The organism is Cellulomonas sp. JZ18, assembly GCF_009720485.1.
Lineage (GTDB): Bacteria > Actinomycetota > Actinomycetes > Actinomycetales > Cellulomonadaceae > Cellulomonas.
Genome location: NZ_CP045245.1, coordinates 3,719,734 through 3,742,332, shown reverse-complemented (window position 1 = coordinate 3,742,332; position 22,599 = coordinate 3,719,734). Strand labels below are relative to the sequence as shown.

The window sequence follows — 22,599 nt, the reverse complement described above, 5'->3', positions numbered from 1 at the left end:
CCGGTGCCCCGGGCCCACGGGAGGCCGGGAACGGCGAGCGGGTGGCATACGCTCCCGCGGTGGTGTGGCTCGAGGTCGTCGGGTGGGCCGGCTCCGTGCTGGTCGTGGTGTCCCTCATGCAGGCGCGCGTGTGGCGGTTCCGGGTCATGAACCTGGTGGGCTCGCTGCTCGCGACCGCGTACAACGCCGTGTTCGGCATCTGGGCGTTCGCGGCGATGAACGGCGCGATCTCGCTCATCAACGTCTACTGGCTGTGGCGGCTGCGCCGGGAGCGGGACGACGCGCGCGTGTACGCGGTGGTCGAGGTCGCGCCCGACGACGCGTACCTGCGGCACGTGCTGGCGGTGCACGCCGACGACGTCGCCCGGCACCGGACCGCCCCCGCGCGGGACGTGGCCGCCGGCGAGGGGGACGAGCTCGCGTTCCTCGTGGTGCGCGGCGACGAGACGGTGGGCGTGGTGCTGGTCCGCGACGCGGGTGACGGCACGGGCCTCGTCCTGCTCGACTGGGTGACGCCGCGCTTCCGCGACTTCACGCCCGGGGAGTTCGTGTACCGGGACAGCGACGTGTTCGCCGCGCACGGGCTGCGCCGGCTCGTCGTGCCGACGGCGCCCCCGGGGTCGGCGCCCTACCTCGAGCGGGTCGGCTTCCGCCGCACGTCCGGCGAGGCGTGGGAGCGGGCGGTCGTCGCGGCGTGAGCCGGTGGCCGGCGCGTGCCCTGGTGGCGTCCCGTCACGCGTCGTCGCGGCCCACGGCCTCCCGGGCGGCCGCGAGCCGCTCCGTCAGGTGCACCCGCTCGGCGGGTGCGGGCACGAGCGCGAGCGCCCGTTCGAACGCCGCGACGGCCTCGGGTGCGCGTCCCGCACGCAGCAGCAGCTCGCCGCGCACGGCCGGCAGGCGGTGGTGGTGCGCCAGGACGTCGTCCAGCCCGTCGAGCAGCGCCAGACCCGCAGCGGGCCCGGCCGCCTCCGCCACCGCGACCGCGCGGGCCAGCCGCACCACCGGCGAGCCGGTGCGCTGCTCGAGCGCGGCGTACAGGCCCGCGACGACGTCCCAGCGGGTCTCTCGCGGGGTACGGGCCGCGGCGTGCTCGGCCGCGACGAGGGCCTGCAGCCGGTGGTCCTCCGCGAGCCCCGCGAGCGGGGGCAGCGCACGGACGAGCGCGAGCCCCTCCGTGATCTCGTCCGCGTGCCAGCGCGTGCGGTCCTGGTCGGGCAGCAGGACGATCCGCCCGTCCGCGTCCACGCGCGCGTCCCGGCGGGAGTGCTGCAGCAGCATGAGCGCGAGCAGCGCCCGCAGGCCGGGCCGCCCGCCGACGAGCCGGTCGAGCTCACGCGTCAGCCGGACCGCCTCGTCCGCGAGGTCGATGCGCAGGCCGCCCGGCACGTCCGCCGGCTGGTAGCCCGCGGTGAACACGAGGTAGAGGACGGTGGCGACCGCGTCGAGGCGCTCGTCGAGCCGGTCCGGCGGCGGGACGGCGAACGCGATGCCCGACGTCGCGAGCCGCTTCTTCGCCCGCGTGAGCCGCGCCGACATGGCGGTGTGCTGCACGAGCTGCAGGCGCGCGATGTCGGCCGTGGTCAGGCCGACGACGAACCGCAGCGTCAGCGCCACGCGGTCCGCGGGCGCGAGCGCGGGGTGGCAGCACGCCAGCACGAGCCGCAGCTGCTCGTCCGCGACGTGCGCGCCCGGGTCGACCGCCGCGGCCGCGAGCGCACGCATCTGCGCGTCGACGACCATCAGCGGCTCCTTGCGCAGGTGCACGGCGCGGGCCCGCAGCCGGTCGAGCACCCGGCGCCGGGCCGCGGTGAGCAGCCAGGCGCCGGGGCTCGACGGGACGCCGTCGACGGGCCAGGTGCGGGCGGCCGCCTCGAACGCGTCCGCAGCGCCGTCCTCGGCCAGGTCGGGGCTCGCGAACTGCGCGACGAGCAGGGCCACGACGCGCGACCAGTGGGTGCGCCAGGCGTCCGCCAGGGCCGCGTCGACGTCCGTCGTCATACCTCGGCGACCGGCCGGACCTCGAGGGTGTACTCCGGCAGGGTCCCGAGCGTGCCGGTGACGGCGGCGAGGTCCGGGGCGTCCAGCAGGTAGAACCCGCCCAGCTGCTCGGCCGTCTCCGCGAACGGCCCGTCCACGAGCGTCTCGTCCTCGCCGCGGCGCCGGAACGTCACCGCGGACCGGACGCCCGCGAGCGCCTCGGCCGCGACGACGGTGACGCCCGCCTCGCGCAGCGCGACGTCGAACGCCGCGTGCTGCGCGTAGTACCGCGCGCGCTCCGCCTCGTCGGCCTCGGCCCAGACCCGCTCGTCCTGGTAGAGCAGGACGAGGACCCTCACGAGGTCGCCCCGGAGTGGTCGACGATCGGACGGATCTCGACCGTGCCGCCGTCCATGATCATCGGCACCAGCGACTGCAGGCCCGCGAGGTCCGCGGTGCGGATCAGGTAGTACCCGCCCAGCTGCTCCACGGTCTCCGTGTACGGCCCGTCGACGACCTCGTACCCGTCCGCGGCGGGACGCACGAGCGTCGCGCTGCGCGCGCCCTGCAGCTCCTCGCCGCCGACGATCTCGTGCCCCGCCTCGGCGCACGCCTTCGAGAAGCGGTCGTGGTCGGCGTACGCCGCCGCCATCTGCTCCGGCGTCGCGTCCGCCCACGGCGCCTCGTCGCCCCACAGCATCACCAGGTACGTCTGTGCCTCGGCCATGGCCGGTCTCCTCTCGTCCGGGGCACCCACTGTGCCCGTCACGGGACAGGACGCGCGAGGGTCCCGGATTTCGACAGGGCGTCCTCGTCCTGCGGCGCGACCGGGCCCGACCTAGCGTGGCAGGGACATCGCACCCGACCCGAAGGAGCGAAGCCATGCCCGCCACCGACCTCACCGGCCGCCGCGTGCTCGCCGTCGTCACGAACTACGGCGTGGAGCAGGACGAGCTCGTCGTCCCCGTCGAGCACCTGCGCGAAGCAGGCGCCCAGGTCGACGTCGCCGCCGTCGAGGAGTCCCCGATCCAGACGCTCGTCGGCGACAAGGACCCGGGCCGCACCGTCGACCCGGACACGACGATCTCCGCCGTCGACGGCCAGGGGTACGACCTCCTGCTCGTGCCCGGCGGCACGATCAACGCCGACAACCTGCGCCTGCAGGACGACGCGATCGCGATCGTCACGGAGTTCGCCAGGTCCGGCCGGCCCGTCGCGGCGATCTGCCACGGCCCCTGGTCGCTCGTCGAGGCGGGCCTGCTGCAGGGCAAGACGCTCACGTCGTACCCGTCGCTCGCCACCGACGTGCGCAACGCCGGCGGCGAGTGGGTCGACAAGTCCGTGGTGAGCGACGACGCCGGCGGCTTCACGCTCGTCACGTCGCGCACCCCGGACGACCTCGACGACTTCCTCGGCGCGGTCGACGCGGCGCTGGGCGGGCCGGCCTGACGGACGCGTGCCCACCTGCTGACCTGGGGTGATGCGTCGCGACATTCCGGGCAAGCGCGACTCCTGGCGGGTGGCGGCGTGGGCGGCGGGGTTAGCGTCGTCGCATGGGGAGCACCGACGGCGCGCGCGCCACCGAGGAGGAGCGGCTCGCCGCGGTGCACCGGCTCGACCTGCTCGACACCCCGCCGGAGGAGCGCTTCGACCGGGCGCAGGAGGCGGTCGACCGGGTGCTCGCGCTCGCCGCCGGCAGCGGTACCCGGCCGGACGACGTCACGGTCGTGGCCGTGCGGCGCGGGGCCGCCACGTGAGGCGCCTGGTCGCGCTCCGCGTCGTCGTCACGCTCACCCTCGTGCTGGGCGTGAACTACATCGTGTGGCGCTGGCTGGAGTCGGTGAACTGGTCGGCGTGGTGGATCGCGGTGCCGCTCGTGGTCGCCGAGACGTACTCGCTGGTCGACGTCACGCTCTTCGGCATCACGATGTGGAGGGCGAAGCCGCGTGAGGACCCCGGCCCCGCCCCGGAGGGCGTCACGGTCGACGTCTTCATCACGACGTACGACGAGCCCGTCGAGCTCGTCGCCCGGACCGCGCAGGCCGCGCGGGACATCCGCTACCCGCACCGCACGTGGGTGCTCGACGACGGCGCGCGGCCCGAGATGCGGGCCGAGGCCGAGCGGCTGGGCGTCGGCTACATCGTCCGCGGGGCCGACTGGGCGGACCGGCCGAAGCACGCCAAGGCCGGCAACCTCAACAACGCGCTGGGCCTGACGGACGGCGAGCTGATCCTCGTCCTCGACGCCGACCAGATCCCCTCCCCGCAGATCCTCGACCGCACGGTCGCCTACTTCGAGGACCCCGCGGTCGCGCTCGTCCAGACGCCGCAGTTCTTCACGAACGTCCCCGAGGCGGACCCGCTCGGCAGCCAGGCCCCGCTCTTCTACGGGCCCATCCAGCAGGGCAAGGACGGGTGGAACGCGGCGTTCTTCTGCGGGTCGAACGCCATCCTGCGCCGGGACGCGCTCATGCAGCTCGGCCTCGTCGGGTACGTGCGGGAGACCGAGCGCGCCGTGCGCGCGGCGCTGCACACGAGCCGCCGCGTGCTGCAACGGGCGCGCCGGCAGGCGGAGGACCCGCGGGTCGCGGCGGCGCTCGACGAGATCGCCCGGGCCGCGACGCACGCGCTGCGCCGGCTCGACGCGGACGAGCCGCTCGCCGACGTCACGTACGCGTTCCAGCGGCGCGTGGACGAGGTGTCGTCGTCCGTCGTCGCGGCCGACATGGCGGCGATCCGCGCGGACCTCGAGGCGCTGGGCGAGCTGGCGCCGGCCCTGGCGGCGGCCCCCGCCGACGTCGGTGCCGGGCCGGGCACCGCGCAGGCTCCCGGGGAGGACGTCGGGGAGGGGGCCGCCGGCGACGCGCGGCCCGACCCGGTCCGGGCCGAGGCCCTGGCCGCGCTCGACGCGCGCGAGTGGTCCCCGCTCGGCGCGCTCGCGTCGGTGCGCACGCTCGTGCGCGCGGTCGACGTGGACCGCGGCGACGAGGCGATGCCCGTCATGCCCGTCGCCACCCTCTCGGTGACCGAGGACATGGCGACCGCCATGCGCCTGCACGCGCTCGGGTGGAAGACCGTCTACCACCACGAGAGCCTCGCCCACGGCCTCGCCCCGAGGACCTGGGCACGATGATCACGCAGCGGCTGCGCTGGGCGCAGGGCACGCTGCAGGTCTTCCTGCAGGAGAACCCGCTCACCGTGAAGGGCCTGCGGCTGGGGCAGCGCCTCATGTACGGCGCGACGATGTGGAGCTACCTGTCCGGGTTCACGGCGGTGGTCTACCTCGCGGCGCCCGTGATCTTCCTGTGCTTCGGGGTCCTGCCGGTCACCGCGTGGAGCGTCGACTTCTTCGCACGGTTCGTGCCGTTCCAGGTCGCGAGCCAGCTGCTGTTCCTCGTGGCGGCCCGCGGGCTGCGCACGTGGCGGGGGCAGCAGTACGCGCTCGCGCTGTTCCCCGTGTGGATCAAGGCGACGTGGACCGCGGCGGCCAACGTGTGGTGGGGGCGCCCGCTCGGCTTCGCCGTGACCCCGAAGGTGCGGCAGTCGTCGACCGGGGCGTGGCGGATCGTCCTGCCGCAGCTGACGGCGATGGCGGTGCTCGTGGTCGCGGCGGTCGTCGGCGTCGTGCGGTGGTCCCTGGGGTACGCACCGTGGGTCGGGACGTTCGTGAACCTCGCCTGGGTCGCCTACGACCTGGTCGTGCTCAGCGTGATCGTGCAGGCGCTGCGGTACCGCGGGTACCAGGGCGCCGAGGAGGAGGTCTGATGGAGATCGCGAAGGACGTGCGGGCCGGCGGGGTCGCCGTGCTGCGGCCGCAGGGCAGGCTGACGATGGTGACCGCCGGTGAGCTCAAGGCGGAGGTCGACCGCGTGGTCGACGCCGGCAGCGCCGTCGTCGTCGTCGACCTGGAGGAGACCGCGTTCATGGACTCCTCGGGCCTCGGCGCCCTGGTGGGCGGTCTGCGTCGTGCCCGGGCGGCGGGCGGCGACCTGCGCATCGCCCGCGTCAACGGCCAGGTGCTCACCGTGCTGCGCCTGACCACCATGGACCGCGTGCTCACGCCGTACGACACGGTCGAGGACGCCGCCGGTGCCGCCTGACGCCCACCTCGACCTCCCGCTGGAGGGCGAGGACGCCGCCGGTGTGCTCGACCGGGTCCACCACGCCCTGGAGGAGCTGTGGCGGGCGGCGGGCGACGTCGGCGAGACCGACCGGGTCGCGGTCGAGACCGCGCTCGTCGAGGTCGCCGGCAACGTCGTGCGGCACGGCCCCGACGGGACGTGGCACGGCGCGGGCGTGCACGTCACGGTGCGGCCGGACGTCGTCGTCGCGGTGGCCGAGCAGGCAGGCCCCCGCCGATGCTCGACCTCGCCCCGGCGATGCCGGACGCGCAGGCCGAGTCCGGTCGCGGCCTGGCCATCGTGGCGGCGCTCGTCGACGTCGCGTGCACCGCCGAGGGCGACGGCACGCGCTGGACGCTCACCCGGCGTCGGACCGGCTGACCGCGAGCGCGTCGTCCGCGTCCCGTCCGACCACCTCCGCCTCCGCCTCGCGCAGGTGCCGCTCGCGCAGCACCGGCAGGCACAGCAGCAGGAGCAGGTCGAGCACGGTCGCGACGACGAACACCTGCGCGAGGCCGACGTGCTCGCCGACGAGCCCGCCGAGCAGGGCGCCGACCGGCATCGTCCCCCACGCCAGGAGCCGGTACGCGGACGTGAGCCGACCCAGCAGGTGGTCGGGCGTGAGGCGCTGGCGCAGCGAGACCGTGACGACGTTCCACACGGCGATGCCCGCGCCGGCGGCGGCCCACACGGCGGCGACGACGAGCACCTGCGTGGTGAGCACCGGGACGGCGTGCGACGCCGCGGCGACCACGACGCACAGGGCGAGGCTCAGCGTGCGCCCGAGGCGTGCGGCGACCCGCTCGGCGCCGAGCGAGCCGAGCACCGCACCCACGGCGGCGGCGGTCGCGAGCGCCCCGTAGCCCGGCTCGCTGAGGCCGAGCACCGAGTCCGGCCCGACGGCCCACAGCACGAAGACCGACATCATCGCGAACTCGGCGAGGTTGGAGACGCCGACCATGAGGGCGAGCGTGCGCAGCACCGGCCGCCGCCACAGGAAGCGCAGGCCCTCGGCGACGTCGGCGCGCATCGTGGTCCGGGCGGCGGCACGCGTGGGCCGGAACGACCCGCGCACCATGAGGAGCGCGAGGACCGCGAGCACCCACAGCAGCGCGGGCGACACGAGCGCGAGCGCGACGCCCGCGGCGACGAGCACGCCGCCGAGCGGCGGCCCGACGAACTGGTTGGCGGTCACCTCGACCGCGTAGAGGCGCCCGTTCGCGCGGTCGAGGTGCTCGCGCCCGACGACCTGGGGAAGGATCGACTGCGCGCTGGTGTCGTGGAAGACCTCGGCGGTCCCGACCACGAGGGCGAGCGCGTAGAGCAGCCCCAGCGAGGCCGGCCCGTCCGCGGGCAGCGCGACGAGCGCGACCAGCGCGGACGCGCGGACCACGTTGGCGACGAGCATCGTGCGACGGCGGTCCCACCGGTCGGCGAGCGCGCCGGCGGGCAGCGACACGAGCAGCCAGGGCAGGGACAGCGCGAGCGCGATGCCGGCGACCACGGCGGGGGAGTCGGTGTAGCGCAGCGCGACGAGCGGCAGCGCGGTCTTGAGGACGCCGTCGGCGGCGTTCGAGAGCCCTGACGACGTCCACAGCCACCAGAAGGCAGGACGGTGCCCGGGGCTCGGCATGCGCGGCACCGTAGCAGTTTCACGCGGGCGGATGACAAGAGTGCGCGGCTGCCCTCACCGCCCCTCCCGTCCCGGTTCGTCCCCGTCCCGCCGCACCGAGGCGGTACGGTCCGCGGATGGCCGTGACGAGCGCGGGGATCCTCCTGCACCACGGCGGTGCCACGCCGCGCGTGCTCATCGCCCACATGGGTGGTCCGTTCTGGGCCCGCAAGGACGCGCGCGCGTGGACCGTGCCGAAGGGCGTCGTCGAGCCGGGGGAGGACGCGGCTGCCGCCGCGCGGCGCGAGTTCCACGAGGAGGTCGGCGTCCCGGCGCCCGACCTGCCCGCGGTGGAGCTCGGCGCGTTCCGCTACGCGTCCGGCAAGGTCGTCGTCGTCCTCGCCGTCGAGGTGCCCGCGGAGCTCGTCGGCTCGCCCGACGACCCGGCGTGCGACGACCTCACCACCCGTCCGGGGGTGAGCACGGTGGAGGCCGAGTGGCCCCCCCGCTCGGGGCGCCGCACCACGTTCCCCGAGGTGGACCGGGCGGTGTGGTGCGGTCTCGACGAGGCCCGCGAGCGGCTGGTCGCCGGGCAGGTGCCGGCGATCGACGCGCTGGTCGCGGCGACGGTGCGGGCGTGAGCGCCGACCGGGAGGCCCGCCGTCCGGGCGACGGCGTCGGGACCGGTGCCGACGCCCGGGCGAGCGACGACCCGCCGCGCTGGAACCACAACGTCCACTACCACCCGGTCGTGATCGCGGCCGTGCCCGACGGCGCGCGCACCGCGCTCGACGCCGGGTGCGGCGAGGGCATGCTCGCCCGCCGGCTGCGTGCGCTGGTACCCGAGGTCACGGGCATCGACCTGCACGCGCCGAGCCTCGCGCAGGCCCGGGCCGCCGGGGACGACGTCACCTACGTGGAGGGGGACGTGCTCACGTACCCGTTCGCCCCCGCGTCGTTCGACCTCGTCGCGGCGGTCGCGACGCTGCACCACCTCGACGCGCGCACGGGGCTGCTGCGCCTGGCCGACCTGGTCCGCCCGGGCGGCCGGCTCGCGGTGGTCGGTCTGGCCCGCGCGTCGGGCCCCGCCGACCTCCCGCCCGGGGTCGCCGGACTCGTCCTCGACCACGTCGCGCGCCGGCGCCGCGGGTACTGGGAGCACCCGTCGCCCACGGTCTGGCCGCCGCCGTGCACGTACGCGCAGATGCGCCGCCTCGTGGCCGAACTGCTGCCCGGCGCGCGCTGGCGGCGGCACGTCTACTGGCGGTGGTCGGCGGTGTGGACGCGGCCGTCCGCGTGAGCCGTCAGCCGGTCGGCTCGGGGGTCTGCTGGTGCAGCACGAGGCGCCACCCGGAGTCCGTGCGCCGGTACGTCGACGCGAGCGTCGCGCGGTACGTCCACTCCCCGCGGCGCCCGCGGAAGGGGTAGACGACGGTCGCGACGTCGCCCGACGCCACGAGCCGGGGCGCGCCCAGCTCGACGTCGTCCCAGCCGTCGGAGGCGTCCATCGCCGCGACGCACGCGTCCCGGTCGAGCACGGCGCCGGGGACGACCACGAGGGCGTCGTCGGTGAGGGTGTCGGCGTACTCGGCGCCGCGACCGTGCGCGAGGCGCCGCTCGGAGGTCATGAGCTCGTCGGCGAGGTCCATGGGGCAGTGCTAGCACGCCCGGGCGCCGCGTGCCGCCGCTCACCGGGCGCGGGACCGGGTGCCTGGCTAGCGTCGACGACGTCGGCCACGGGAGGGGTGCGGGATGACGCTGCAGGGCAAGGTCGCGCTGGTCACGGGCGCGGGGTCGGGCATCGGACGGGCGACGGCGCTGCGGCTCGCGCAGGACGGTGCGACCGTCGTCGCGCTCGGGCACAGCCAGGACAGCGCGGACGACGTGGCGGAGGAGATCCGCGGGGCCGGCGGCACGGTGCTCCCGGTGGCCGCGGACGTGGCCGACGCCGCTGCCGTCCGCGAGGTCTACGAGCGCGTCGAGCGCGAGCTCGGCCGCCTCGACGTGGTGGTCGCGAACGCCGGTGTCAACGGCGTGTGGGCGCCGCTGGAGGAGCTCGAGCCGCAGGAGTGGGAGTCGACGATCGCGACGAACCTCACGGGCACGTTCCTCACGGTGCGCTACGCCGTGCCGCTGCTGGTGCGGCAGGGCGGTGCGGTCGTCGTCGTCGCGTCCATCAACGGGACGCGCACGTTCAGCAACTCGGGCGCGTCGGCGTACGCGACGAGCAAGGCCGGGCAGGTGGCGTTCGCGCGGATGGTGGCCGTGGAGCTGGGCCCGCGCGGGGTGCGCGTGAACGCCGTCTGCCCGGGCGCGATCGACACCGAGATCGACGACAACACCGAGCAGCGCGGCACCGAGGACCTCGGCGTCGCGGCCGAGTACCCCGACGGGCAGATCCCGCTGACGGGCGAGCGGTCCGGGTCGTCGCAGCAGGTCGCCGACGTCATCGCGTTCCTCGCGTCCGACGCGGCGAGCCACGTCAGCGGCACGGAGGTGTTCGTGGACGGCGGGCAGTCCCTCATCGCCTGACGGTGCCCCTCGGCGTCACGCGGCGGGCGCGTCCTGCTCGTCCGCGTGCGCGACGTGGCGCAGCTGGTGCCAGATGAGCACGACGAACACGGCCGAGCCCGCGAACGCGAACCAGAACGGCGCCGTCACGCCGTACCGCTGCGCGAGCGCGCCACCGATCCCCGCGCCGAGCACGAGCCCGCCGAAGACGCCGACGAGGTTCACGCTGCCGACGCGCCCCTGCAGCCGGTGCGGGACGGCGCGCTGGCGCACCGTCACCGACGTCGTGCCCCAGACGAACGCGTGCGCGCCGAAGACGAAGAAGATGCCGAGGGCCAGCCACGCCTGCGTCGTCAGCGCGAGCGCCAGGTGCGTGAGGGTCTCGATGACCAGGCCGACGCGCAGGAGGTTCGCGAGGGAGACGCGCGCCGTCAGCCAGCCGTACGCCGCGATGCCGGCGAGGCCGCCGAGCGCCTGCGTCGTCGTCAGCAGGCCGTAGCCGACCTCGCCGAGGCCGAGGCGCTCCTGCGCGTACAGGACGAGCACCGAGAACGCGGCGCCGAACGTCACGTTGAAGATGAGGATCGTCAGGACCAGCGTGCGCACGGCGGCGTGGTGCCACACCCAGCGGACGCCCTCGGCGACGTCGGCCAGCACGTGGCTGCGCTCGTGGTGGTCGGACGCGCGCTCGGGCAGGCGCACCCGCGCGACGAGCGCGACGCCGGCGGCGACGAGCAGCGCGTCGGCCGCGACCGGCCAGGCGTGCCCGACCGCGAACAGCGCGGCGCCCAGCGGCGGCCCGGCGAGCTGGTTGAGCGCGATGAACGCGGTCTGCATGCGCGCGTTGGCGACCGCGAGGTCGTCGCGCGCGACGAGCGTCGGCACGAGCGCGTTGAAGGTGTTGTCGGCGAACGTCTCAGCCGTCGCGACGAGGAACAGCGCCGCGAGCACCACCGCGATCGGCGCGGCGTCGAGCGCCACCGCGGCCGCGAGCGCCGCGAGCACCCCGACCCGCACGACGTTGACCGTCACCACGAGTCGGCGCCGGTCGAGCCGGTCGGTCAGCACCCCCGCCCACAGGCCGAACAGCAGCGGCGGCAGCCACGTGAGGAGCGCGGCGAGCGCGACGAGGAACGGGTCGTCGGTGCGCGAGGCGACGAGCAGCGGGCCGGCCGCGAGCAGCAGGCCGTCGCCGAGGTTGGTCGACCAGGACGACGCGAGCAGCCACCGGATCCCCGTGCCGAGGCGCGCGGGCAGCAGGCGCTCGACGAGCGGTCCCGCGACGCCGCGCGGCGGAGGAGCCGGCGTCGTCCCGGGCGCGCCGGTCGACGCCTCCGGGTCGGCCGTCACCGCGAGCCCGCGGGCCGGTGCCCGGGCAGGGGAGGCGCGCGGGGACGAGGGGGACATGGGCGTCATCGTCGCAGGGGCGCACGCGGCGGTGCACGCGGATTCGCCCGTGCGTCCGCGGGTGCGGTGGCCGACGTCCGGGGCTCGTCAGCGCATGCGTGCGAACCGGGTGCTGTCCATGGCGCCGATCATGAGGCCGTCGTCCTCGCGCACCCACCGCTGCCCGGTGGCGCGGCGCTCCGCGCGGGTCGCGAACCGGTACCGGTACAGGTGCGCGCGCACCCACCGGGGCCGCTCCCCGTCGAACGGGTCGCGTGCGAGCAGCCGCAGCGTGGGCCGGTCGGCCTCGAGCAGCCGGCCCAGGAACGGCACGAACCAGCGCAGCTGCGACGACGAGCCGAGCGCGAGGAACCACATCCCCCAGTCGAGGCGCAGGTGGTACGGCGCGTACTGGCGGGGCAGGCGGCGCACGTCGGTGGGCTTGCCGCGGAACTCGTACTCGAGCCACGTGGCGGTCGCCGGGTCGGGGTCGCGCGTCCCCTCGACCACGACCTCCGTGCGCCGGCGCGTGATGGAGCCGAACGCCCCGTACGCGTTGACCAGGTGCCAGACGTTGAAGGAGGCGTTCATCGCCTGGTGGCGCGACAGCAGGTTGCGCAGCGGGTGCCGGCTGATCCACACGCACAGCGCGGTGACGGCCAGGACCACGACGACGAACCACAGCGGCGGGTCGGCGGCCGGTGCGGCGGGGGCGACGTCCGCGCCGACGAGGCCGAGGGCCCACCGCCACGACGCGTCGTCGATCGCCGCGCACGCCAGGACGATCGTCAACCAGTTCAGCCACGCGAAGTTGCCGGACAGCACGAGCCACAGCTGCGTGACGACCATGACCGCCGCGGCCGTCGACGCCACAGGCCCGGGCACCAGCAGCCCGAACGGCACGACCAGCTGCGTCACGTGGTTCGCGACCACCTCGACCTTGTGCAGCGGACGCGGCAGCAGGTGGAACAGGCGGCTCAGCGGGCCCGGCATGGGCTGCGTCTCGTGGTGGTAGTACAGCGCCGTCAGGTCCCGCCACGCCGGGTCGCCCCGCCACTTGATGAGCCCCGCGCCGAACTCGAGGCGGAAGACGAGCCACCACAGCAGCGCGAGCACGGTGACCGGCGGCGCGACGTCGTCCGACCCGAGGAACGCCACGAGGAACCCCGCCTCGAGCAGCAACGACTCCCAGCCGAACCCGTAGAACACCTGCCCGACATTGACGACCGACAGGTACAGCGCCCACAGCAGCAGGAACGCGAGCGCCGACAGCCACGGCGGTCCCTGCTGCGGGAGCCCGGCGACGAGCGTCAGCGCGACCACGACGCCGACCCAGCCGACGACCACGACCAGCCGGTCGGAGAACCACCGGTGGAACAGGCTGGGGCTGGCGCGGAACGGCACCCGGGCCGTGAACGCCGGCACCGGCAGCAGCCCGTGCTCGCCGAGCAGCGGCCGGAACTGGCGCAGCACCGCGACGAACCCCAGGACGAAGACCGCCGCGACGCCGCGCTGCACGACCTCGCGCGCGATCGTGTACCCCTCGGCGTCGAACCACTCCACGCCCGACCACCCCCGCCCTGCTCGGCGCGCCCGCCGTCCAGGGTGGTCCACCGGACGCCCCGCCGCCCGCCGACGCCCCCGCCCGGTCCTGCACGGCCCCCGCCGGGTCCCCGCCCCGCCTCGGTCCCCCGCCCGGCCTCCGCCCCCGCCCCGCCCACCGCCGCCGAGATCGGTGGTTGCGTGCCGAGTCCGACGGCTACGAGTGCCGAACTCGACGCACAGGTGCCGGACTCGCGGGGAGGGGGGAGCGGGGGGACGGGCCGGAGGACGGGGCGGGGGCCGGGCCGGGCCGGGACGGGGGCGGGTGGGTCCGCCGGAGGACCGGACGGGGCGGGTGGGTCAGGCGGCGGTGCCGGTGACCGTGGTGCCCGTGCGGGTCACCGTGTAGCTCACCGTGTCGCCGCTCCAGAAGTGGAACGTCAGGTGCACGGGTGCACCGTCGGTGACCTCGGCGAAGAACGCCGGGCGGAGCACGATGCGGCCGTCCTCGGGGGCGAACGTCACGTCGAACTCCTTGAATGACGTCCACCCGTGCGGCCCGGCGTTCGTGCCGTCGGCGTACCGCGCCTCCATCGTGGCGAGGCGGTCGCCGCGGAAGTCCGTCGGGATCGCGAGGTCGTCGACCGTGCCGGCCGCGTCACCGAGCACGGGCGTGTCGGCGGCGACGACCTCGATCCGCCACGGCAGGCCCTTGCTGAACCGGACCTCCACGACCGCGCGCGGGCCGTGGGTGCCGTCGGCGACGAGCGGCTGCAGCAGCGCCGCCGGCAGGGTGAGCACGTCGCCGTCGAGGCGGTACTGCGACGGCTTCAGGCGCCGGCCGTCGAGGCGGACGTCCTTCACGCGGTTGCCGTTCGGGTGCAGCGTCACCGTCTGGTCGGCGACCGCGCCGGGACGCACGAACACCTGGTCGGTCGACGCCGTGCCGGACTGCCGCTTCCAGCTCTCGCGGATCTGCGCGAACAGCGCCGGGTCCTGCCACGTGAACGCGGTCCGCGACAGGTGCTGGCCGTTGTCCCACAGCATCGTGGTGACGCCCGTCGTGCGGGCCAGGTGGCCGACGTGCTCGAAGAACTTCAGCTTCTCGCCCTGCTGGATCGTGCCCGTGTGCCGGTCGAACCCGAGCAGGCCGTACTCGCCGAGGATCACGGGGATCCCCTGCGCGACGAACGAGTCGTGCACGCGCGCGAACGTGCCCTCGGTGTCCGCCTGCGCGGTCGCGTCGTACCGGTAGCCGCCCGCGACGTTCACGCTGAACGGCCAGTAGCCGTAGTAGTGGACGGTCGCGGCGAGGTTCGGGTCGTCGAGCTGCTCGAACGTCGCGGTCAGCGCGTCGAGGCGGCCCTGCTCGGCGTTGGTGTGCAGGGTCGGCAGGACGAGCACGCGGTCGGCGTTGCGCCCGCCGGACGAGCGGACGATCTCGTGGAACACGACGTTGAGCTCGTGCAGCAGCGCGTACGACGTCGCGTCGTCGACGCCCGCGAACTGCGGCTCGTTCACGCTCTCCAGCAGCAGCCGCCTCGGGTGGTCGCGGAACCGCTCGGCCAGCTGCTCCCACAGGGCGGTGTACTGCGCGAGCACCGCGTCGTGCTGCGTCGGCATCTGGTTGATCCACTGCCACGAGTCGTGGTGGACGTCGAGCAGGACGTACAGGCCCTCGTCGAGCGCCATGTCGACGACCTCCTCGACGCGGTCGAGGAACACCGGGTCGACCGCGTACTCGGGCGCCGGCCCCTGGTGCTGACCGAACGTCACCGGGATGCGGACGCTGTTGAAGCCCTCGTCCTCGACGGCGTCGAACAGGTCCTCGGTGACGCGCGGGTTGCCCCACGCGGTCTCGTCGGGGCCGACGGCGTCGAGCGTGTTGCCGAGGTTCCAGCCGGGCTGCATCGCGGCGACGGTCTTCTGCGCCGCCGTCTGCTTCGGTGCGCGTGCGGTGGCGGCGTCGGGCGCGGCGGCCGCGGGTGCGGCGAGGCCGGCGGCGAGCGCCGCGGTCGAGACGAGCGCGGTGACGCTCGCCCACAGGCGTCGGTTCACGTGTGTGCTCTCCTTCGAGCGCGGGGGGCGGCGGTGCCCCGGCGGCGCGGGCGACGGTGCCCACGGGCTGCGACGACCGGAACGTCGAAGCGCTTCGACCGGAGTGTACGGACGCGGGCGGTTCGTCCGGAACCCCCGGAACGCTTCGGGAACGCGGCGCGGGTGCGGGCGGGGGCGGGAGGTCAGGCGACGGTGCCGACGCTCGCGGCCCGCCCGCCGCCCGTCCTGCCGCGCAAACCCGTTGACGCGCCGCCGTCGTCAGGACGAGCGTCGCGGCGTGGACCACCGAGACATCTGGGACGAGCGGACGGCGCGACGCTACGACACCCCGGGCGTCGGCATGTTCGCGCCGGAGGTGCTCGACCCGACCGTCGACCGCCTCGCCGCACTGGCCGGGGACGGCCGCGCGCTGGAGCTCGCCGTCGGGACCGGGCGCGTCGCCGTGCCGCTCGCCGCGCGCGGCGTGCCGGTGGCGGGCGTCGAGCTGTCGGCGGCGATGCTCGCGCAGCTGCGGACGAAGGTCGACGAGGCGACGCTCCCGGTCGTGCTGGGCGACATGGCGACGGCGAGCGTGCCGGGGGAGTTCGCGCTCGTCTACGTCGTCTACAACGCGATCTCGAACCTGCTCACGCAGGACGCGCAGGTCGCGTGCGTCGCCAACGCGGCGCGTCACCTGGTGCCGGGCGGGCGGTTCGTCGTCGAGCTCGAGGTGCCGGACCTGCGCGTGCTGCCACCGGGGCAGCCGGGCGTCCTGTTCGCGTCCGCGGACCGGTACCTGGGCGTCGACACGGTCGACCCGCTGCACCAGCGGCTCGTCTCGCACCACGTGCGGTGGGACGACGACGGGACGGCGGAGGTGTGGCGCAGCGGCCACCGGTACGTGTGGCCGGCGGAGCTCGACCTGATGGCGCGCCTCGCCGGGCTGGTGCTCGAGGAGCGGCACGCCGACTGGTCGGGGACGCCGTTCACGGCGGAGTCGCGCTCGCACGTGTCGGTGTACCGGCGGCCGACGGGCTGAGGGCCGGGCGCCGCCGGGTCGAGCGGTGAGCCGGGTCGGGCGGCGGCCGGTCAGGCGGCGGGGTCCGGCCCCCGGGGTGCCCGGCGCGCGAGGACGTCCGCGGCCGCGACGACGGCCACCCCGGCCGCGTACGCGAGCAGGTCGGTGGGCACGAACGTCGACCCGAGCACGTACGCGGCCGGCGGCCACGCCGCCACCACCGTGGCGGGTACGGGTGTCAGCTGGGCGAGCTCCACCGTGACGCACGCACCGAGCGCCACGGCTGCGGCCACGCCGGGGCGCGTCCGCGGGGCGACCAGCAGCACGAGCAGGTGCACGAGCGCCGCGTACAGCGCGCCGCCGGCGAGGTCCGCGCCCAGGCCGCCACCGCGGGAGACGGCGAGGCCGCAGGCGAGGACCACGGCGGCTGCGGCCACGAGGGGATCCCGCCGACGCGCGGCGGCCGGACGCCGGTCCGCGGCGCGCCGGAGGGAGGGGAGCACGCGGTGACGGTAGCGGCTCGCGAGGGGCTGCGAGCACAGGCACCGCTGCGGGGTCAAACGTGCGGAAAGCGCGCTCCGAAACGATTCAAACCGTCCCTCCTGCTGCGTGACGCCGCCTACGGTCGAGACCGGCCGACCGGCTGGGCGTCCACCGACGCACGCCCGCACGTCGCCCGGCGGCCCGACGAGAGGTCACCGCATGCCGTCCTCCCTGCTCGCCCGAACCGCACGACCTGCCCGAACGACGCGTCACGCCCGATCTGCGCGCCCCCTCCGGCCCGCACGCCGACGCGCCGTCCTCGCGGCGCTCGCGGCCGGCGCCACCCTCGCCGCCGGCCTCGTCGCGGTGCCCGCCGCGCACGCCGCACCCGGCACCAGCTGCACCGGCTCGACCGTCCACGGCTCCGCCGTCCAGGACGGCAGCACCTGGCGCGCCTACCGCGGCACCCGCGAGCTGTGGTCCGGCTCCGACATGCTCACCGCCATCCAGCGCGCCGTCGACGGGCTCGACGCCGGCCGCACCAGCAAGCAGCGCGTCGTCGTCAACGGCTCCGGGACCATGAGCGCGAACGCCCGCATCACGCTGCCCAGCCACACCGCGTTCGAGTCCTGCGGCACCATCCACGTCAGCGGCTCCGGGTCCGGCAACGTCGCCGGCATCTACATGCGCGGGGTCCGCGACATCGAGGTCGCCCGGCTGGCGATGACCGGCACGCCCGTCTACGGGATCTTCGCGCGCAACGTCGACGACCTGCGGCTGCGGGACGTCGACATGCGCCTGTCCGGCGGCGGCATCGGCATCCGCGTCGACAACCACGGCGACCGCTCCCGCTTCGCGCGCAACATCAGCATCGACCGCGCGTACGTGTCCGGCGCCGGCTCGCACGCCGTCGAGACGTACGGCGTCGACGGCTTCACGCTCGGCACCCTCACGGCGCGCGACGTCCGCGAGTCGGGGCTCCTGCTCAACCAGACGATCAACGCGCGCGTCGGCACGGTCGACGCCGTCAACGTCGCCGCCGGCACGGGGTACGCCGCGTTCCGCATCGCCAACCGGGCGGGCCGCGTCGGCAGCTCCTACCCGACGAACATCGAGGTCGGGACCGTCCGTGCGAGCGGCGGCGGGCGCGGGATCTTCTGCGTCTCCGAGAGCGGTGGGCTGCGGGTGAACCGCGTCGAGCTGACGAACACCGGCAACAACCCGGTGCTCATCGAGAACTGCACCAACGTCAGCCTCGCGACCACGAGCGGCACCGTCTCCCGCGGGGACGTCCGGCTCGCCGAGCGCGCGGAGTTCCCCGGCAACCGGGACATCACCCTGCAGAACCTCACCCTGGCCAACGGGGCGCGCATCGTCGAGAACCCGTGCGCCGACAACCTCGTGATCCGGAACGTCAGCGGGCCGGTTCAGCGCTGCTGACCCGGGGGCGCGGCCCTGCCCGCGGCGTCGGCGAGCGTCCGCCGGCGCCCCGGGGCAGGGCCGGACCGGTAGCCTGCCCGCCGTGCCCCGCGCCGTGCTGGTCGACCTCTACGGCACGCTCGTCGAGGACGACGACGCGGTGGTGGCCCGGATCTGCACCGACGTCGCCGCCCGGTCGGGCGCCCCGGTCGCCGACGTGGAGGCCGCGTGGACGACGCACCTGTGGGCCGGCGGCGACGCGCACGGCGACGCGTTCCGCACCCTGGCCGACCTGACGCGGTCCACGCTCCGGCACCTCGCGGACGCGTTCGGCGTGACCGTCGACGGCGACGCGTGGCTCACGACGTCCCGGGCGGCGTGGCGCGCCCCGCGCCTGCTGCCCGACGCGCGGGCGTTCCTCGACGCGCTCGACGCGGTGGACGTGCCCGTGTGCCTCGTCTCCGACGTCGACCGGGACGACGCCGCCGCCGTCCTCGCGCACCACGGGCTGCACGTCGACGCGGTCGTGACGAGCGAGGACGCGCGTGCGTACAAGCCGCGCCCGGAGCCGTTCCTGCTCGCGCTCGACCGGCTGGGTGTCGCGCCGGCGGACGCGGTGCACGTCGGCGACTCGCCGGCTGCGGACGTCGCGGGTGCGCAGGCGCTCGGCATCGCCGCGGTGCTGCTCGACCGCGCCGGGCGTGCCCGCCCCGACTCGCCGGCGCACGTCGTCCGCTCGCTCACCGCCGTCCCCGCCGAGCTCCTCACCCCGTAGCCCCGAACACCGGGCCCCCGAGCCCCCGGACCCCGCCCCGCCCGACGCCGAGCTCGGTGGTTCCGTGCCGAGTACGCGACCTCGAGATCGCGAACTCGCGACAGAACCCCGAACTCGGCGAGGGATCGCGGCCGCGGGTGGGGAGTGGGCGCAGCGGTGCGTCAGCGGGTGGGGGTGCGGGGCGGGGGCTGGAGGTCCGGGCGGGGGGTCGGGCGGACGTCGGGCAGCAGCGACTGCACACGGGTCACCAGACGTGCGGGGTCCCGCCGGTCGGCGGCCGTCGCCCGCACGACGCGCCAGCCCGCCTCCTCGACGGCCAGCTGCCGTCGGCGCTCCTGACGCAGGGCGTCGACCGCGGCGGCGGCGTCCGTGCCGTACTTCTCGGCGCCGTCGTACTCGACGAGCACCCGGCGGCCGGGGTAGCCGAGGTCGCCCCAGTAGCGGCCGGCCGGCGTCACGACGGCGACCTGCGTCTCGGGCGTCGGCAGACCGAACCGCAGCAGCGTCCAGCGCGTCCAGGTCTCACCGGGCGACTCCGCCCCGCCGTCCGCCGCGGCGACGACCGCCCGTGCGCGGCGCACGCCCCGCCGTCCACGTGCGGCCTCGAGCATCGCGCCGATCCGGTCCGGGTCCGCCCCGGCGTGCAGGGCGGCGTCGGCGACGACGAGCCCGCCGTACGGGTCGAGCGTGGCGGCGCAGTCGACGACGGTCCGCTCGAGCGTCGTCACGTGCAGCCCGCGGTGCACGGTGCGGTGCTCGGCGGGGACGTGAACGACGTGCCGGACCACGTCCGCAGCGCTGCGGTCACTGGGGTGCGACGCCTGGGCGACGTGCGTGACACGGGGGACCGCGGCGAGCGGGAGGCCCCACACGAGCGCCGCCGACTCGCGCACGAGGAGCGGTGGGTGCGACGACTGGCGGTGCACCGCGACGACGCGGGCGAGCGCGGTGCGACGGTCGTGGCGTCCTGGTCCCGGCGCGTCGACGGACGCGCCGCGCCGCACCCGCGTCCACGTCCCGGTGGCGAGCAGGCGCCGGACGTCCTCGGGTGGGTGGTGCCCGTGCAGGTGCACGGTCGGCAGCGGGGTGGGGTCGAGCTGGAGCGCGGACGGTGGACCGGGACGACGAGGCATGCGCCGAGCCTCGGTGCCCGTCACCGCCCGTGGGGCCGAGCACCGACGACCTGTGGACAGGCCGGGACGCGTCCACCGAGTACGTCGGCTCGGCGTCGAGTACGGCACCTGGAGGTCGCGAGCTCGGCACCTACGCGGCGGACTCGGCGGGGAGGTGAGGATCTCGGGGCGGACGGGCGGGGTGCCGGGGCGGCGGGTGGGTGTGCGAACGCCCGGTCCGCGAGGGAGGTGCGGACCGGGCGTTCGGGTGGGCGATGGGTCGACCGGGTGGGTCAGCGGCGCGAGCAGATGCCGGTGGGGACCCAGTTGATGTTCTGGCTGCCCTTGTAGTACGTCACGCCGAAGGAGTGCGAGCCGGTGCTCGTGAAGGTGTTGCCGTTGCGGGTGGCGCCCCACGAGCTCTGGATCGACTGGCCGGTGTTCGGGTAGACCGTCACGCTCCAGGGTCCGGAGGACTGGACGTTGTAGGTGACGTTGAAGCGGTCGCCCCACTCCTGGCCCTTGGTGGCCGTCGCGGTGCAGGTGCCGCTGCCGCCGCCGCCCGTGGGCGGGGGCGTCGAGCCGCCGCCGCCGTTGTTGCCGCCGCCGGAGGACGTGCCCTCCCACACGGTGATGTTCGAGGAGCCGGAGGACTGGTACCCCTCCGTCGCCATGATCATGTAGTAGTGGTTGCCGAGGTTCATGCCGGCCCGGGCCCACGCGTCGAAGTGGTTGCCGGTGGTGATGGTGCCGCCCGTGCGCTTCTGCTGACGCACCGACCAGTACTGGTAGAAGGTCTGCGTGCCGTCGATGGACGGCTGGTTCACGCGCTGCGTCCGGTAGATGTCGTAGGTGCCGCCGTCCGAGGTGACGGTGCCCATGAACGTGCCGGTCGGGCGGTAGGTGCCCCAGTTCTCGACGATGTAGTACTCGACGAGCGGGCTGCGGGTCCACCCGTAGAGGGTCAGGTAGGAGTTGCCGCCGGGGTTGAACGTGCCGGAGTACGACACGGTCTTGCGGCCGCCGGGGTTCCAGCCCTTGCCGCCGACCCAGTTGTTGATGCCGGACCAGGACGTGCTGTACTGCCCGGCGTTGCCCATCGTCATCGAGACGTTCCCGGAGTCCTTCCAGAACGAGTAGAAGAACCCGTTGTGGGTGCCCTCGGAGTTGTTCGTGATCGTCTGGGCGGCGGCCGGGGTGGCGCCGACGGCGAGGCCGGCGGCGACGAGCGCCGTCGTCGCTGCGGCGGCGAGAACCGCGCGCAGGGGACGACGTGCCCGGGTGAGGGTTGCGGTCATGCGTTGCACTCCTTCGTGCGATCGGTGTGGCGGGGACTGTCCGGGTGGAGGGGACCGGGGCGGGGGCTGCCGTGAGCTCCCCGCCCCGGCACCCGGTCGGGAGGGCCGTGGCCGCGCCGAGCCGGCGCGGTGCCACGACGTGGGTCAGCGCGGTGAGCAGATGCCGGTGGGGACCCAGGTGATGTTCTGGCTGCCCTTGTAGTAGGTGACGCCGAACGACGCGTTGCCGCTGCCGGTGAAGGTGGTGCCGTTGCGGGTGGCGCCCCACGAGCTCTGGATCGACTGGCCCGTGTTCGGGTAGACGGTCACGGCCCAGCTGCCGGAGGCCCGGACGGCGTAGGTGACGTTGAAGCGGTCGCCCCACTCCTGGCCCTTCGTGGCCGTCGCGGTGCAGCTGCCGCCACCGCCACCGGTGGGCGGGGGCGTCGTCGGCGGGGGCGTCGTGCCGCCGCCGGAGCCGGCCGGGGCGACGACCCGCCCGGTGCCGGCCGAGATGTGGCCCGTGCAGAGGTTGCGCGAGCGCAGGTCCTGCAGGATGCCGGGCAGCGCCTGCACGGTCGCGGCCGGCCAGTCGTGCAGGAGGATCGTCTGCCCGTCGGTCAGGCGGGTGGCGGCCTGCCGGATCGACGCGGCGCTCGCGTTGTTCCAGTCGGTGGAGTCGACGTCCCAGGTGACGACGCGCAGACCGAGCGACGAGGCGACCGAGCTGACGGTCGCGTTCGTCTCGCCGTAGGGCGGGCGGAACACGGTCGGCGTGACGCCCGCGGTCTGCTGGATCGCCTGCTGCGTGCGGGACAGCTGCGACTGCACCTGTGACTGCGACTGCTGCACCAGGTGCGGGTGGTCCCAGCTGTGGTTGCCGATCTGGAAGCCGGCGTTCTTGTACGCCTGCATGAGGGTCGCGTTGTTCTGGGCGTTCTGACCCGTGGGGAACACGGCGGCGGTCGCGCCGTACTGCCGCAGGGTGCTGATGATCTGGTTGGTCGTGCTCGCGTTGGGGCCGTCGTCGAAGGTGAGGCCGACGTAGCCGGCGGAGCACGTGGAGCCGGTGATCGCGCCGGCGGGCGCGGCTGCGGCGAGGCCGCCGGCGAGCAGCGCCGCCGCCGCGGCGCCCCCGGCGAGCAGCCGCAGGGGCGGCGCGCGCGACGCGCTGAGCCTGCGCGGTCGAAACTGTCGGACATCTGCACTCCTTCGTGCGGACGGAGAGGCGCTCGTCCCGGTCAGTACCGGAGGTGACCGCGGGGTGTGCCGCTGTGACCCGCCGCCCGTGACGTCCCTCCCGGCGGCGTCGAAATCGATATCGACCGA

The 22,599-nt window shown here is 75.2% G+C and carries 23 protein-coding genes and 1 pseudogene; 12 read left to right on the top strand and 12 right to left on the bottom strand.

The window, feature by feature from the left end:
* Nucleotides 1-59 precede the first annotated feature (59 nt).
* Entirely contained in the window at nt 60-698 is a 639-nt protein-coding gene (locus GC089_RS16875) for a hypothetical protein (protein WP_155378608.1), read from the top strand.
* 34 nt (nt 699-732) lie between these two features.
* Here GC089_RS16875 and GC089_RS16870 read toward each other — a convergent pair whose 3' ends face one another.
* Genes GC089_RS16870 through GC089_RS16860 form a run of 3 tightly spaced genes read right to left on the bottom strand, consistent with a single transcriptional unit; the run spans nt 733 to nt 2,704 of the window.
* Entirely contained in the window at nt 733-1,998 is a 1,266-nt protein-coding gene (locus GC089_RS16870) for an RNA polymerase sigma factor (protein WP_155378607.1), read from the bottom strand.
* Nucleotides 1,995-2,336: a YciI family protein gene (locus tag GC089_RS16865; protein WP_155378606.1), complete on the bottom strand. Its 342-nt coding sequence runs from the start codon at nt 2,334-2,336 to the stop codon at nt 1,995-1,997. The genes GC089_RS16870 and GC089_RS16865 overlap by 4 nt, the downstream gene beginning before the upstream one ends.
* Nucleotides 2,333-2,704, bottom strand: coding sequence for a YciI family protein (locus tag GC089_RS16860; protein WP_155378605.1), 372 nt, complete (start codon nt 2,702-2,704; stop codon nt 2,333-2,335). Before GC089_RS16860 ends, GC089_RS16865 begins: the two co-directional genes overlap by 4 nt.
* Nucleotides 2,705-2,859: 155 nt before the next feature.
* Between GC089_RS16860 and GC089_RS16855 the strand changes: the two genes are divergently transcribed.
* The 5 genes and pseudogenes from GC089_RS16855 (at nt 2,860) to GC089_RS19455 (ending at nt 6,479) form a co-directional block, all read left to right on the top strand.
* Nucleotides 2,860-3,426 carry a type 1 glutamine amidotransferase domain-containing protein gene (locus tag GC089_RS16855; protein WP_155378604.1) on the top strand — a complete coding sequence of 189 codons (567 nt, stop codon included), beginning with the start codon at nt 2,860-2,862 and terminating at the stop codon, nt 3,424-3,426.
* 104 nt (nt 3,427-3,530) lie between these two features.
* A complete protein-coding gene (locus tag GC089_RS16850; protein WP_155378603.1) occupies nt 3,531-3,734 on the top strand; it encodes a SpoIIE family protein phosphatase in 204 nt (67 codons plus the stop codon).
* Nucleotides 3,731-5,742, top strand: a pseudogene (locus GC089_RS16845) (glycosyltransferase family 2 protein). Before GC089_RS16850 ends, GC089_RS16845 begins: the two are co-directional and overlap by 4 nt.
* Nucleotides 5,742-6,077, top strand: coding sequence for an STAS domain-containing protein (locus GC089_RS16840; protein ID WP_155378602.1), 336 nt, complete (start codon nt 5,742-5,744; stop codon nt 6,075-6,077). The pseudogene GC089_RS16845 and the gene GC089_RS16840 overlap by 1 nt, the downstream one beginning before the upstream one ends.
* Before the next feature lie 258 nt (nt 6,078-6,335).
* Nucleotides 6,336-6,479, top strand: a complete 144-nt coding sequence (locus tag GC089_RS19455; RefSeq protein ID WP_230684915.1) for a hypothetical protein — start codon at nt 6,336-6,338, stop codon at nt 6,477-6,479.
* Here GC089_RS19455 and GC089_RS16830 read toward each other — a convergent pair.
* Nucleotides 6,457-7,731 carry an MFS transporter gene (locus GC089_RS16830; RefSeq protein WP_155378601.1) on the bottom strand — a complete coding sequence of 425 codons (1,275 nt, stop codon included), beginning with the start codon at nt 7,729-7,731 and terminating at the stop codon, nt 6,457-6,459. The genes GC089_RS19455 and GC089_RS16830 overlap by 23 nt on opposite strands.
* A gap of 116 nt (nt 7,732-7,847) precedes the next feature.
* Between GC089_RS16830 and GC089_RS19450 the strand changes: the two genes are divergently transcribed.
* Together GC089_RS19450 and GC089_RS19445 are read left to right on the top strand one after the other, a co-directional pair.
* The gene (locus GC089_RS19450) at nt 7,848-8,351 is read left to right on the top strand and encodes an NUDIX domain-containing protein (protein WP_230684914.1); all 504 of its coding nucleotides are present in this window, start codon (nt 7,848-7,850) and stop codon (nt 8,349-8,351) included.
* A complete protein-coding gene (locus GC089_RS19445; protein ID WP_230684913.1) occupies nt 8,348-9,010 on the top strand; it encodes a bifunctional 2-polyprenyl-6-hydroxyphenol methylase/3-demethylubiquinol 3-O-methyltransferase UbiG in 663 nt (220 codons plus the stop codon). Before GC089_RS19450 ends, GC089_RS19445 begins: the two co-directional genes overlap by 4 nt.
* A 4-nt stretch (nt 9,011-9,014) precedes the next feature.
* Here the strand turns inward: GC089_RS19445 and GC089_RS16820 are convergent, their stop codons facing one another.
* Entirely contained in the window at nt 9,015-9,359 is a 345-nt protein-coding gene (locus tag GC089_RS16820) for a nuclear transport factor 2 family protein (RefSeq protein WP_155378599.1), read from the bottom strand.
* 103 nt (nt 9,360-9,462) lie between these two features.
* Here GC089_RS16820 and GC089_RS16815 point away from each other — a divergent pair, with 103 nt between their 5' ends.
* A complete protein-coding gene (locus tag GC089_RS16815) occupies nt 9,463-10,242 on the top strand; it encodes an SDR family NAD(P)-dependent oxidoreductase (protein WP_155378598.1) in 780 nt (259 codons plus the stop codon).
* Between the two features lie 15 nt (nt 10,243-10,257).
* Here the strand turns inward: GC089_RS16815 and GC089_RS16810 are convergent, their stop codons facing one another.
* The 3 genes from GC089_RS16810 to GC089_RS16800 form a co-directional block, all read right to left on the bottom strand.
* Nucleotides 10,258-11,628 carry an MFS transporter gene (locus tag GC089_RS16810; protein ID WP_155378597.1) on the bottom strand — a complete coding sequence of 457 codons (1,371 nt, stop codon included), beginning with the start codon at nt 11,626-11,628 and terminating at the stop codon, nt 10,258-10,260.
* 87 nt (nt 11,629-11,715) lie between these two features.
* Nucleotides 11,716-13,170 carry a lipase maturation factor family protein gene (locus GC089_RS16805; protein ID WP_155378596.1) on the bottom strand — a complete coding sequence of 485 codons (1,455 nt, stop codon included), beginning with the start codon at nt 13,168-13,170 and terminating at the stop codon, nt 11,716-11,718.
* Between the two features lie 339 nt (nt 13,171-13,509).
* Nucleotides 13,510-15,207 carry a cellulase family glycosylhydrolase gene (locus tag GC089_RS16800; protein ID WP_230684912.1) on the bottom strand — a complete coding sequence of 566 codons (1,698 nt, stop codon included), beginning with the start codon at nt 15,205-15,207 and terminating at the stop codon, nt 13,510-13,512.
* 277 nt (nt 15,208-15,484) lie between these two features.
* Here GC089_RS16800 and GC089_RS16795 point away from each other — a divergent pair, with 277 nt between their 5' ends.
* A complete protein-coding gene (locus GC089_RS16795) occupies nt 15,485-16,225 on the top strand; it encodes a class I SAM-dependent methyltransferase (RefSeq protein WP_155378595.1) in 741 nt (246 codons plus the stop codon).
* 50 nt (nt 16,226-16,275) lie between these two features.
* Here the strand turns inward: GC089_RS16795 and GC089_RS16790 are convergent, their stop codons facing one another.
* Nucleotides 16,276-16,707 carry a DUF2809 domain-containing protein gene (locus tag GC089_RS16790; protein ID WP_230684911.1) on the bottom strand — a complete coding sequence of 144 codons (432 nt, stop codon included), beginning with the start codon at nt 16,705-16,707 and terminating at the stop codon, nt 16,276-16,278.
* A 346-nt stretch (nt 16,708-17,053) separates the two neighbouring features.
* Here GC089_RS16790 and GC089_RS16785 point away from each other — a divergent pair, with 346 nt between their 5' ends.
* Together GC089_RS16785 and GC089_RS16780 are read left to right on the top strand one after the other, a co-directional pair.
* Nucleotides 17,054-18,127, top strand: a complete 1,074-nt coding sequence (locus GC089_RS16785; protein ID WP_196250744.1) for a hypothetical protein — start codon at nt 17,054-17,056, stop codon at nt 18,125-18,127.
* A gap of 82 nt (nt 18,128-18,209) precedes the next feature.
* Nucleotides 18,210-18,881, top strand: coding sequence for an HAD family hydrolase (locus GC089_RS16780; protein ID WP_196250743.1), 672 nt, complete (start codon nt 18,210-18,212; stop codon nt 18,879-18,881).
* 161 nt (nt 18,882-19,042) lie between these two features.
* Here the strand turns inward: GC089_RS16780 and GC089_RS16775 are convergent, their stop codons facing one another.
* The 3 genes from GC089_RS16775 to GC089_RS16765 all read right to left on the bottom strand — a co-directional run bounded on the left by GC089_RS16775 (nt 19,043) and on the right by GC089_RS16765 (nt 22,344).
* On the bottom strand, nt 19,043-20,014 hold the full coding sequence (locus tag GC089_RS16775) for a hypothetical protein (protein ID WP_155378593.1): 972 nt from the start codon (nt 20,012-20,014) through the stop codon (nt 19,043-19,045).
* Between the two features lie 272 nt (nt 20,015-20,286).
* Entirely contained in the window at nt 20,287-21,291 is a 1,005-nt protein-coding gene (locus GC089_RS16770) for a glycoside hydrolase family 11 protein (protein ID WP_155378592.1), read from the bottom strand.
* A gap of 144 nt (nt 21,292-21,435) precedes the next feature.
* Nucleotides 21,436-22,344: a polysaccharide deacetylase family protein gene (locus tag GC089_RS16765; protein ID WP_255449067.1), complete on the bottom strand. Its 909-nt coding sequence runs from the start codon at nt 22,342-22,344 to the stop codon at nt 21,436-21,438.
* Nucleotides 22,345-22,599 lie beyond the last annotated feature (255 nt).